At 66.6% G+C, this 12,066-nt stretch carries 11 protein-coding genes; 6 read left to right on the top strand and 5 right to left on the bottom strand.

Annotated features, from left to right (window positions below):
* Positions 1 to 352 (top strand): zinc-binding dehydrogenase (locus WA965_RS02415; protein ID WP_526447007.1); only part of this gene is annotated, 352 nt, incomplete at its 5' end.
* A 6-nt stretch (positions 353 to 358) separates the two neighbouring features.
* On the opposite strand, the gene WA965_RS02410 is transcribed toward WA965_RS02415, so the two are convergent.
* The gene (locus tag WA965_RS02410; protein ID WP_526294469.1) at positions 359 to 1,186 is read right to left on the bottom strand and encodes an acyl-CoA thioesterase; all 828 of its coding nucleotides are present in this window, start codon (positions 1,184 to 1,186) and stop codon (positions 359 to 361) included.
* 206 nt (positions 1,187 to 1,392) lie between these two features.
* Here WA965_RS02410 and WA965_RS02405 point away from each other — a divergent pair, with 206 nt between their 5' ends.
* Positions 1,393 to 4,059 carry an Ig-like domain-containing protein gene (locus tag WA965_RS02405; RefSeq protein ID WP_526294468.1) on the top strand — a complete coding sequence of 889 codons (2,667 nt, stop codon included), beginning with the start codon at positions 1,393 to 1,395 and terminating at the stop codon, positions 4,057 to 4,059.
* A gap of 15 nt (positions 4,060 to 4,074) precedes the next feature.
* Here the strand turns inward: WA965_RS02405 and WA965_RS02400 are convergent, their stop codons facing one another.
* Positions 4,075 to 4,932 (bottom strand): oxygenase MpaB family protein, encoded by an 858-nt coding sequence (locus WA965_RS02400; protein ID WP_526447005.1) that lies wholly within the window; start codon positions 4,930 to 4,932, stop codon positions 4,075 to 4,077.
* Between the two features lie 47 nt (positions 4,933 to 4,979).
* Positions 4,980 to 5,270 carry a GlsB/YeaQ/YmgE family stress response membrane protein gene (locus tag WA965_RS02395; RefSeq protein WP_526294466.1) on the bottom strand — a complete coding sequence of 97 codons (291 nt, stop codon included), beginning with the start codon at positions 5,268 to 5,270 and terminating at the stop codon, positions 4,980 to 4,982.
* A gap of 211 nt (positions 5,271 to 5,481) precedes the next feature.
* Between WA965_RS02395 and WA965_RS02390 the strand changes: the two genes are divergently transcribed.
* The 4 genes from WA965_RS02390 to WA965_RS02375 all read left to right on the top strand — a co-directional run bounded on the left by WA965_RS02390 (position 5,482) and on the right by WA965_RS02375 (position 9,749).
* Positions 5,482 to 6,039, top strand: a complete 558-nt coding sequence (locus WA965_RS02390; RefSeq protein WP_526294465.1) for a CsbD family protein — start codon at positions 5,482 to 5,484, stop codon at positions 6,037 to 6,039.
* Positions 6,040 to 6,065: 26 nt separating this feature from the next.
* Positions 6,066 to 6,740 carry an IF2 family translation initiation factor gene (locus WA965_RS02385; RefSeq protein WP_526447003.1) on the top strand — a complete coding sequence of 225 codons (675 nt, stop codon included), beginning with the start codon at positions 6,066 to 6,068 and terminating at the stop codon, positions 6,738 to 6,740.
* An 83-nt stretch (positions 6,741 to 6,823) separates the two neighbouring features.
* Entirely contained in the window at positions 6,824 to 7,390 is a 567-nt protein-coding gene (locus tag WA965_RS02380) for a hemerythrin domain-containing protein (RefSeq protein WP_526294463.1), read from the top strand.
* Positions 7,391 to 7,571: 181 nt separating this feature from the next.
* Entirely contained in the window at positions 7,572 to 9,749 is a 2,178-nt protein-coding gene (locus tag WA965_RS02375) for a catalase (RefSeq protein WP_526294462.1), read from the top strand.
* Positions 9,750 to 9,756: 7 nt separating this feature from the next.
* Here WA965_RS02375 and WA965_RS02370 read toward each other — a convergent pair whose 3' ends face one another.
* Both WA965_RS02370 and WA965_RS02365 read right to left on the bottom strand, forming a co-directional pair.
* Positions 9,757 to 11,754: a DUF7064 domain-containing protein gene (locus tag WA965_RS02370; protein WP_526294461.1), complete on the bottom strand. Its 1,998-nt coding sequence runs from the start codon at positions 11,752 to 11,754 to the stop codon at positions 9,757 to 9,759.
* A gap of 43 nt (positions 11,755 to 11,797) precedes the next feature.
* On the bottom strand, positions 11,798 to 12,066 hold a 269-nt coding region (locus WA965_RS02365; RefSeq protein WP_526447001.1), incomplete at its 5' end, for a cutinase family protein.

Genomic DNA, 12,066 nt, shown 5'->3' with positions numbered 1-12,066 from the left:
GATCAAGGCAGCGGTGGTGATCGAAGCGGTCGGCCACCCCGCCGCGCTGGAGGCCGCGATCGCACTGACGGCGCCCGGCGGACGCACCATCACCGTCGGGCTGCCCCGCCCGGACGCTCGACTCAGTGTGTCGCCTCTGGGTCTCGTCGCCGAGGGCCGCTCGCTGATCGGCAGCTATCTGGGGTCGTCGGTGCCCGCCCGAGACATCCCGCGTTTCGTCGAGTTGTGGCGCGAGGGAAGGCTTCCCGTCGAAGCGCTGGTGTCCTCGACGGTCACGCTGGACCAGATCAATTCTGCGATGGACGAACTCGCCGACGGCAGGGCTGTCAGGCAGGTCATCGAGTTCGGGTGAGTCGGGTCAGTGCCGCGATGGCGGGAAGTACATCTCCTGCCGCACGGTGCAGACCAGGGTGCCGTCGCGGTTGAACATCGTCCCACTCGCCAGCGCCAGCGAGTCGGCGCTGCTGGGCGAAGACTGTTCGTAGAGAAGCCAATCCGAGAGCACCGCCGGTGCGTGGAACCACACCGAGTGGTCACGCTGTGCGGAGACGCCGATACCTCCGCGAGCCGCGTACGCAGGCTCGGTCAACGTCACCGCCGACAGGTAGGCCACCAGGCTCGCCGTCAGTACCGGGTCGTCGGGTACCTCCCCGTCGGGTCGCCACCAGATCCGCGCCCGTGCGGGCGGGGACTGCTCGGTGTCGACGATCCGGCGCTCGAACCATCGCAGGCTGGCCCACTGACCTTCGGTGACGCCCTCGGATTCGGCGAAATGCGGCGGCACCCACGGTAGCGAGTCCGGTTCGGGCACTTGCGGAATCGGTGGCTGGTAGACGACCTCAGCGGATCTGGCATCGACGATCTTGAATGACGACATCGCTTCGAGGAGGATCTGGTCGTCCTGGCGGGCGGTGACCCGGCGCGCTGAAAACGTCCGGCCGTCTTGCAGATCGGCGACCTCGAAGGCCACTGGCCGCCGCGAGTCGCCGGGCCGCAGGAAATACGTGTGCACGCTGTGCGGTGTCCGGCCCGGCGCGGTGAGGCTCGCTGCCAGCAAGGCCTGGGCCGAGATGTGTCCGCCGAGGATGTGATTGGCCGGCGCGGGAAGTTGCTGGCCGACAAAAAGCCTCGAGTGGACTTGCTCGAGTCGCAGTGTGGCGAGCACGTCGCCGAGGGAGGAGGACATTGGCATGCATTTTGCCTGACCGGGTTCAGGTCGCACCGCCGACCCCGCCATCGGTGGGGTCGCGTTATGGACGACAGAGGCCGACTTGATCCAGAGTCAATGTCCTGAACAGTTCAAATACCTCGATCAGGCGGTATTGACATACCCGTCAAGGCGTGTTGATCTTGTTGGATCGCTCGGTTCCCCACACGATTGAGGGAGACGCGATGGACGCGACGACGTTCGCTGCACGACTCGTGGTGATCGCTGCGATGTCGGTCGTCGGCACCGCAATCGCGATGGGAGGCAGCGGCCTCGCTTTTGCTGAGCCATCGTCCGAGGACTCCACGTCGTCGGAACGAAGGTCGGCGCAAACCGAGGATTCCGCCGCCTCCGCCACCGCGGCAGATGACGTCGCGACGTCGCACCGGAGTCGGACAGCAGTCGATCGCGACGGCACCGGCGCGGCACCAGTGAAGCGTCCTGACTCTGGACGAGCCGCGACCGCCGACGACGGCAGCGATGAGGTGGGACGCGACGCGTCGGAGGAGGCCGGGGAATCCGACCCGGCGACCGCGGAGGACGCGCCGGCCGCGGTTGATGAGCTACCCACGAGCACTGGCGTGACGGTGCTGACCGATCCGGCCGAACCGGACGAGACGACCGAGGCCGATCTGACGATCGTGGCGCCTGACGCGGTGGCGCCGTCCGACACCGCGACCGCCTCGGCCTCAGGCCCATGGCTCAGCGCTCAGCCGGCAGCCCGAGCGGCCGGCGTGCAACCGGTCACGCCGCAGTCGGCCAACCCGGTCGCCGATTTCTTCAGCGGCATTGCGGCGTTGTTCAACAATCAGACTCCGACCCTGAACCCGACCCAGGATGGCCAGGCCGCGAACGGTGTGGTCACCGGCATGCTCAACGTCGCCGATCCCGACAGCCACGCCCAGACTTACACCGTCACCAGAAGCCCGCTGCGCGGCACTGTGGTGATCAACCCCGACGGCAGCTACCTGTACAACCCGGACCGCATCTTTGCGCACTCCGGCACCACCGACTCGTTCGAGGTCACCGTCAGCGACGAGGACAGCGGCTTCCACATCCACGGGTTCCTCGGCTGGATCAACCTCCTGAGCTTCGGACTGTTCGGCAACAGCCGGCACACAAGCGCCACCACTGTATCGGTGGTCGTCGCGCCGTTCTCGCGGCCCAACACCGCGCCGACGGGAAGCGCCGTCGTCGGGAACCCGGACCCGGTCACGGGTGTGGTGACCGGCACGGTCCTCGGCCGGGACGCCGACGGAGATGCCCTCACCTACAGCGGATCAACCACAACGTCGAAGGGCGCAGTGGTCGTCACGTCGGCGGGCTGGCTGACTTACACCCCCACTCCCGCAGCGCGGGAGAACGCCGCGGCACCCACCGCCACCGCCGCCGACAGATCCGACACGTTTGACGTCATCATCGATGACGGTCACGGCGCGACGGCGACTGTGCCGGTCACCGTGGCGATCGGGTCGGCGGCGACAGCGCCTCTGGTCGCGTTCCCCGGGGCCGAGGGGTTCGGCAGCCTTGCCACGGGCGGTCGGGGCGGCAGCGTCGTCTACGTCACCAATACCAATGCGTCCGGGGTGGGTTCGCTGCAGTGGGCGATCGACCAACCGGGCGCCAAGTACATCCTCTTCAAGGTCAGCGGGTTGATCGATGCCCAGATTCATCTGACAAACGGCGACATGACGATTGCCGGCCAGAGTTCTCCTGGCGGAATAACGATCCGCGGATTTGTCACCGACGAAACTCCCTATCAGGATCAAACCGTCCGGAGGCCTTCGGATTTTGCCGAGAACTGGATCCTCCAGCACGTGCGTATCCGCCCGGGAACCGATGGCCACAGCGATGACGGACTGCGTCTCCGATACACCCGCAACGCGATCGTCGATCACGTCTCCATCGGCAACGCGACCGACGAGGCGGTGGAGATCTCGTACTCGAACAACATCACCATCCAGAACTCGATCATCGCCGAGACCCTGGGCGGTCATTCGTTCTACGGCGGCGTGTTGATGAACTACTCCAACCCTGCTCATGGCTTCGGGCTGGACAGTGTCTCATTGCACCACAACATCTTCAACCGGATCGAAGGTCGGCTGCCGGAAGGCAGCCGTGAGTCCCTGGCCGCTGCCGGGTCCACGATGAATCTGGAGTTGTCCAACAATCTCTACTGGGATCCACGATTCTTCGTCGCCCTCGGGACAGACACGAATGTGGTCACCGATGCGGCCGGAAATCCCTATCCGATCTACTGGAACATCAACGCCGTCAACAACTATTTCCGGACAGGCACCCAGTTCCCGTATGGGATGTTCGACGACCAGATTCTGCGTGTACCGGGAAACCGGCTCTACGTCAGCGGCAACAAGATGAGCCTCTACCCGACGCGGTCTGACTACGAACTCTTCTACTGCTGCAATGATTACGCCTCGGTCACCGACCCCGACGATTCCGCGGGCAGGGCGGAACGACTCGCGTCGCGACATGACTTCCCGGCCATCACCTACACCCCCACGGACGACTTGCCGATGGTGCTCCTCGACCGTGCCGGTGCATGGCCCCGAGACCCGATGGACCGACGTCTGCTCCAGTTCATCGCCGAGAACACGATCTCCTCGGCGAGTCCGAACATCAACCCCGCCGACGACGCCCTGCTTCCGCCGTATTCAGGAACTCCCCCCACCGCGCCTGTGGACACCGACGGTGATGGCATGCCTGATATCTGGGAGATCGCCAGGGGGCTGAATCCCGCTGCCGCCAACCACAACGCCGGTCAACTCTCGACACACGGATACACCGATCTCGAGGTCTATCTCCAGGAGTTGTCCACCGCTCGGATGGGGTGAACCGGTCGGCAACGCTCAGCGATCGGCCGTCATCGCCCAGCGGATGCCACCGACCAGCACCCGGCCGGTCGCGCGGACCACCGTCGCCTCCACCGGCGGCAGGTAGGGCAGTCGCAGTGGTGCTCGCGCCCACGGCGGCAACATCGCCACCGAGGTCGTCGCCAACACCGCGTACGGAGGCCGGGCGATCAACGGGAGCGGAGGAGTCAACAACAGGAACCGTGCTGCGTCGAGCGCGGCCGCGGTGCTCTCCAACTCGGGGCGGTAGGCCTCGATCCGATCGGCGAGCTGCTGTTCGGTGCGAGGGGGGTCGGGAACTCCCAGCGCCATCGCGACCCGCGCGGTGTCGGCGACGTAGTCGTCGCGGCCGCGTTGGTCCAGCGGCGCGGCGCCGTAGAGCTGATGGGCCCGCAAGAAGCTGTCGATCTCCGCGATGTGCACCCATTCGAGCAGGTGCGGGTCGGTGGCGTGGTAGGGCCGACCGTCGGCCGCGGTTCCGCGCACCCGGGTGTGGATTCCCCGTACCCGGTCCACGGCGCGCTGCGCGTCAGCCGACGGCCCGAAGGTGGTGACCGCCAGAAATGTGCTGGTTCGGGCGAGCCGCCCCCACGGATCGCCACGGTAGTCGGAGTGCCCCGCGACGCCCGCCATCGCCAGCGGATGCAGGGACTGCAGCAGCAGCGCGCGCAGCCCGCCGACGAACATCGACGCGTCGCCGTGCACCCGCCGGATGGGCCGGTCCTCACCGAACCACCGGGGTCCCGGAGTCTCGTGGATCTGCGCTCTGTTGCTCGGACCATCCGGTCCGGCGACCATTCCGAAGACCGCCCGGCCGATCTGCCGCCGGACTGTGTCTAGCTCGCGGACCACCATGACATCCATTGTGTACCCGCCGGCCGCCGGCACCGGAGTGCCCGGGATCAGCGACCGGTGCGCTGCACCCGGCCGCTGCGCTTGCCGGTGATGCCGAGGTAGGCCGCGATCAGCAGGATCGCCACGATGATCCCCACCAGGAACGGGATGATCTCGAACCCGCCGTTCTCGTTCGAGTACCCCAACTGGTAGGTGACCCACGTGCCGACGAAGGAACCGACGGCACCCAGCGCCACGGTCATGATCACGCCGATGTTCTGCTTGCCGGGCATGATCAGGCGGGCCAGGGCGCCCACGATGAGTCCGACGACTATGGCGCCGATGATTGTTCCGATCACGGATGTCTCCTCTATCAGTCTTGGCGGACGAACTCCGCCGGGCTCGTCTGAGCTACCCGTTCTCCGCCGGAATATCCCTCCCGGCGGGCGCGGACCAGATGTGAGCAAGCGCGCTCCGCATCGAGGGTTGAACCACCTTCAGCAGGGAATGTCTCGGGGGCATCCAGTTGCGCTCCATCTGGGGGCGTGGGCTGTCGAGAGGAGTTTGTGAATGAGCGATCAGGACAAGGCCGGACAGGCCCGCGAGGGATTGCTGGACTCGGTCAAAGGCAAGGCGAAGGAGATCGCCGGTGCGGTGATCGGTAACGATTCGTTGACCGCCGAGGGCCAACTCGATCAAGCGCAGGCCCGTGAGCGCAAGGAAGCGAACATCGCCGAGGCCGTTGCGGACGCCGAGGTGGACGAAGCCCGCACCGAACTGTCGGGAGCCGAGGCCGAGCTTGCTCGCGAACGGCAGCAGGTCGACAGCGAGGCCGCGGAGATCAAGGGTGCCATCCAGGCGCAGAAGCAAGACGAGAAGCGGATGGCAGAACAGGCTGCCCGCGATGGCGTCGCCGCCGAAGCGGTGGCAGCTCAGACCGAAGCGCAAGTCGAGGCGAGTCGGGCCAAGGCCCGGGAAAACGTTGAGGTCGAGGCTGCGCGTGACGATGTGGTGGCAGCGACCGCCGAGCACGAGACCGCGGTGAAGGTTACCGACAACGCCAAGCAACAGGCCGAAGCCCTCAGGCAGCGTGCAGAGGGCATCACCGAGGAAGCCGATCTGCCGTGAACAACAGCAAGACACAGGAGTGGACAATGAACATCGCCAGCGTGCCGGTCGCGATTCTGAGACTTCAGTACCGGATCGCCCGAGTGCCCCTTCAGCTCATCGAGGACCGGGTGATGACCCGGTTCGACGCCGAGACGCCCGCGCGGCTGTTCTACGAGCGATCGCTGGGATCGTTGGACGCAGCGGTCGGTTCGGCCCTGGGGGACGTGAACCTGCAGACCAGGGGATCGGCACTCGTCGAGCGCAGCGATGCGCTGTCGCGCGCCGCCCGGCTGGATGCGGCGGCCACCGCCAAGCGTGAGAAGGCCGACGCCGCAAAGGAAGCGAAACTCTCCGAGGCGAGCCAGGAGCAGCAAGACGCGCGTGCAGAGCGTGCGCAGGAGGTCGAGGAGGCGCAGCGGTCAGCTCAGCAGCGCGCGACCCGCGCCGCGGAGACGGCACAGCAACGCACAGCGGCTGCGAAGAAGGAAGCCGACGAGACCGCAAGCCGACAGGCATCAGCGGTCGAAGCTGCGAGGAAAGCTGAGCGGGAGGCGATTCGGGACGACGAGCAAGCCGTGGTTGCAGCCACCGAAGCCAGGTTGGACGATGCGGCCGCCAAGCGCGCTGAAGCCTCGACCAAGCGGGCCAAGGCCGATCGGGTCGAACAACTGGCCGAGACCGAAAAGGCGAAACGTCAGGCGGATCGCGCCAACAGCTGATTGTCGTCGGTCTCCGGCGGGTAAGCCTCGGCAGCGCACAGCCCCTCGCGCAGCCATCAGCCCAATCACGGAGGTCATCCATCGTGTCGAAAAAACCTGTCAGCAACCCCGGTGACGTGGTCACCTACCTGAAAGAACAGCACGAGGCGATCAAGGCGTTGTTCGTCGAGACCCTTGACGCCAAGGACGCCACCGAGCAGCAAGCAGCCTTCACCCGGCTGCGGACCCTGCTGGCGGTGCACGAGACAGCCGAGGAGATGATGGTGCACCCGCGGGTACGCCGGAAGATCGACGGAGGCCGCGAGGTCGTCGACGCCCGCCTCACCGAGGAACACGACGCCAAGGTCGCGCTCGGCGAACTCGAGAACATCCCCTGCGGCACAGCGGACTTCAGCAAGGGCCTGATCCACCTGCAGGCGGCGGTGCTGGAGCACGCCGAGCGGGAGGAGGCCGAGGAGTTCACGTTGCTCGCGGAGCAGCTGGACCCGGCAGAGTTGGCGAAGCTCGCCACCGCGGTGGAGATGGCCGAGAGGATCGCTCCGACGCACCCGCACGCCGGCGTGGAGTCGGCCTTCGCCAACTTCGCCGTGGGCCCTTTCGCATCGCTGCTGGATCGTGCCCGGGACGCGTTGCGGGGCAACGCAGCCTGATCCGTCGTCGTAGAACAGCCCCACTGGCCCCGGCGTCCATCGCCGGGGCCGGTTCGTTCCCGGGGCGACGTTTGTCCGCCGTGACAGCGGGTACCACCGACTACTGGCGCACAGCCCCTCGCGCCGGCCTGGTCCGCCCGATTCGGCGACCGCCATCGATCAGCAATCGCTTGGAGCATCCATGCCCCCATCACGTAACCGCGACCAGAACGCCCCCGCCGCCGTTGGCCCCGCGGGCGCACCCGAAGACGCTGCAGGACAGCCAGATTCGCGTGCGCAGACCGGCCGCTATCTGACCACCGCGCAGGGCCTCCGACTGCCCGACACCGATCACTCTCTCAAGGCGGGCCCCCGGGGGCCGACGCTGATGGAGGACTTCCACCTCCGCGAGAAAATCACCCACTTCGACCACGAGCGGATCCCGGAGCGGGTGGTGCACGCACGTGGTGCCGCCGCGCACGGCACCTTCGAGGCGTACGGAAACGCCGCCGATGTCACCAAGGCGGGCTTCCTGGCCAAGGGCAAGAAGACCGAGGTGTTCTGCCGGTTCTCCACGGTGCTGGGCTCGCGCGGATCCGCCGACACCGTGCGTGACACCCGTGGGTTCGCGGTGAAGTTCTACACCGACGAAGGCAACTTCGACCTCGTCGGCAACAACATTCCGGTGTTCTTCATCCAGGACGGCATCAAGTTCCCCGACGTCATCCACGCCGGCAAGCCTCACCCGGATCGCGAGATCCCGCAGGCCCAATCGGCACACGACACGTTCTGGGACTTTGTGTCGCTGCACACCGAGGCGACCCACCACGTCTTCTGGAACATGAGCGACCGGGGCATCCCGCGTTCGTACCGGACAATGGAAGGCTTTGGTGTCCACACCTTTCGGCTCGTCAACAAGCGCGGTGCCACCAGCCTGGTGAAGTTCCACTGGAAGCCCGTCGCCGGAGTGCACTCGCTGGTGTGGGAAGAGGCGCAGATCGCCGCGGGTGTCGACCCGGACTTCCATCGCCGTGACATGGCCGACGGCATCGAGGCGGGTGCACCACTGGAATACGAGCTCGGAATCCAGGTGATGCCCGACGATGACTCCGAGACCTTCCAGGGCATCGACCTTCTGGATCCGACGAAGATCGTCCCCGAGGAACTTGCGCCGGTGCACCTCATCGGCAAGCTGACGTTGGACCGCAACCCGACCAACTACTTCGCCGAGACCGAACAGGTCGCCTTCCACACCGGCAACCTGGTCCCCGGAATCGAGGTCACCAACGACCCGCTGATGCAGGCGCGGCTGTTCTCCTACCTCGATACCCAGCTCACTCGACTGGGCGGACCCAACTTCACCCAACTCCCGATCAATCGGCCGCACTGCCCGGTCAACGACATGCTTCGTGACGGGATGCATCAGACCGCCGTCCACACCGGGCAGGCGCCGTATCTGCGTAACAGCATCGATGGAGGTGAACCCCTCGTCGCCACCGCTGACGAAGGCGGCTACGTGCCCACACCTCGTCACGTCGACGGTCCGGTCGAGCGGGCCGAACCGGTCTCGTTCGGAGATCACTTCAGCCAGGCCGCGATGTTCTACCAGAGCCTGACCAAGGTCGAACAGGTGCACATCATCGAGGCGTTCACCTTCGAGCTGGGTAAGTGCTACGAGAAGGTGATCAAGGAACGCGAACTGGAGGTGCTGGCCAACGTCGACACCGACCTGTGCCGCCAGGTTGCCGAAGGCCTGGGACTCCCTGCGCCGAAGGGCAACCCGCCGGAGAACGTCGTCACCTCCGCTGCACTGTCCCAGATCGTCACCGAGCCCGGCCCTGTCGCCGGTCGGAAGGTCGCGGTCATCGCAGACGCGGGCTCCGATCTGGCAGCTGTGACGACACTGACGAAGTCGCTGGGAAAGCTGGGCGTCGAGGTGCTGGTGACCGCGCCCGTCGGTGGCACCCTGAAATCAGGCCGCCGCGCCGTTGTGGTGGACCGGACCTTCGCCACCGCCCGGTCTATCGAGTTCGACGCGGTCGTGGTGGCGGCGGGAACCACGCCCACCAACGACATCAAGGTCGTGGTGTTGCTGCAGGAACTATTCCGGCACTGCAAGGCCCTCGGCGCATGGGGTGACGGTGTCTCGTTGCTCGACGCCGCCGGCATCGACCGTGCCGCGCCGGGTGTGCTGATCGGTAGCGATGCCGACAAGTCCTTCACCACCGAACTGGTCACCGCCTTGGGAAAGCATCGGGTGTGGGACCGCGCCGATGCTGTGATGGCGTCGGCGGTGGCGCCGTCGAAGATCCCGGTCGACAAGTCGGCGCCGCGCAAGCGTGCGTTGGTCAAGAAGGGAACGCGACGGTCGCGGAAGTGACGGCCGTTCAGCGCGTGTTGCGGTTCCACTCCAGCCAACCGATCCCGGAGCGGCCGTCACTGGTGCTGACGGCCGCCCAGGCGCGGGGGAAGTAGCTGATCCGGCCGTCGTCGGCGGTGAGCCGCACCGGGGCGTGACCGCGGATGTCGACGTCGAGGGTGAGTCCGCCGGGCTCGAGCGCCAATGTGGTCGAGGTGGGTAATCCGTTGTCGGCGAACGCGGCCTGCGCTGTGATCGACGTCAGTTCGGTGAGTCCGGCGTGCGGCGGTTGCTGGTAGCCGATCCCGATCGGCGGCATTCCGTCGATGCGGATGTCGACAGCGTGGAGGCGGGTGCCGTCGTCGAGGTGCAGGGCGCTCCACACCCAGTCCATTCCCCACCAGTCGCGCACCCCCCAGGAGTGGTCGCGCTGCCCGGCGACGCCGTCGAGTCGGTACTGCCGGCCATCGGCCGTCACGGTCCCGGAGACGGTGCAGGCGATCTCGTAGCGCGGGGTGATGCGGTACTGGTAGGGAGTGCCCGCCGTCGTCCAGGTGAGGTCCATCGTCAGCTCCGTCGGTCGCCCCGCCTCGCCCCGCAGCAGCGCCGCCGGATCGTCATATGACTCGCCGCGCCCACGAACGGTCACCCGGTAGGTCTGCAGGGGCTCGATCGCTTCGAAGGTGAGTTGCGCTGTCTCGGTGTTGATCTCGGACGATTCTGTCGGCAGCTCAACAGCGAAGTCGACGATCGCGACGGTCGGCACGTCTGGGCCGCACAGCAGCGCGTTGATCCATGCGGTGTTCTGATTGGGCACCAACCCGAGTCGCACCCAGCCACCCACGTCCTGGCCGGCGTCGGCGAAGTCGAAGTACCAGCTCTCGTTCCACAGCTCCTCGCCGCCCGGTGCATGCGGGCCCTCGTCCTCGCCGCTGGGTGAAAGTGGTTCGGGCGCAGCCACTTCCGGAAGCACCGCGAGCGCGTCGGTATCGAGCACATGTTCGCAGTGTCGCGCCAGCATCGTCATGAACATCTGATCACCGCGCTCCGTCTGCTCGACGAGCATCGACGACACGATCGCCATCATCACGCCGAAGAAGCTCTGTCGGCGCACCCCGTCACGGACGACATCACGATCGATCGTCGCCCCGGCGCTCTCCAGCGCGTGATGGTAGGCACCTAAGAGTGCGTCGTAGTTGTCCCGGCGCGCCTCTGTCGGCAGGGCGCAGCCGAGGAAGTACGCGACATCGGTGAATGCGGGTCCCCACGTGACGGTCTGCCAGTCCACCACGGTCAGCGCGCGGTCGGCTCCGGCTTCACCGAAGAGCATGTTGTCGAGCCGGTAGTCGCCGTGGACCAGACCGTGAACCCGGTCCGATGCTGCCTCGGCGGCGAGGTAGCCGTCGAAGGCGCCGACCAAACGCTCGCACACGATCCGATGCCTCGGGTTGATGGCATCGCCGAATCGCTCGGAGAACCCGGCCCAGAGCTGAGCGACCAGGGCCTGATTCAGCGGTGATTCGCGATTGAGCCATTCGCTTGCGGTCAGCGACGTGCTGCCCAACAGCGGGCCGTGCACCTTGCCGAGCTCGGCCAGTGCCAGGTGCGCCTGTTCGACTGTGGCCCCGAGGATCTCGTCGCCCACGACCGCGGGCGCGGCATCTCCGATCAGCAGATCGAAGGCGCCGGTCTGCGGGTCGTAGGCAGCGTGGTGACACGGTGCCACGGGCCCGGACAATCCCGGCGCGACGTCGGTGTAGAACCGCACTTCACGTTCGTAGAGCCCGAGTGCCTGTCCGGTCTGCCTGCTGTTGGGGTCGGTGGCGGCGACCTTGAGCACCACCGAGGCCGGACCGCTCGACTCGGCTTCGTCGTAGGTCAGCGTGATGCGGTAGCACTCGCTCATCTGGCCGGTGCCGATCCGCTGGAAGGCGAAATCGGTGATGTTGCCGCGATCGAGAACAGCGGTCAGCCAGTCGGCGCTGAGGTCGGTGGGGCGTTCGATGACGAGATCAGTGCGAGCCACCGTGTGAACCTAACAGTGAGCCCGACCACACTGTTGACGGGTGTCAACCCCCAGCGGTCGCCGCCCCGTCGCCGTTCGGGCCGGCCGCCGGCTGCGGGAGCTTGCCCGCTGCGAACTCCGCCGCCTGCTCAGTCACACCCCGGATCGCGTAGGCGCCGTGAGCACCGCCGTCGCCGCCGGTCGGTGAGCAGACCGGGTCTTCGGGGATGCACAGGTCGAGGGTCTTTCCCGCGTACTCCGGGCCGACAGTGATGGGCGGCGCGCCGGTGTTGAGCATCTGCAGGAAGCCACTCGACGGCTTGCCGAACAGCG

The sequence above is a fragment of the Mycobacterium sp. genome (assembly GCF_049683935.1).
In the GTDB taxonomy this organism is placed as follows: Bacteria; Actinomycetota; Actinomycetes; order Mycobacteriales; family Mycobacteriaceae; genus Mycobacterium.
This window is presented reverse-complemented; position numbering and strand designations above follow the sequence as displayed.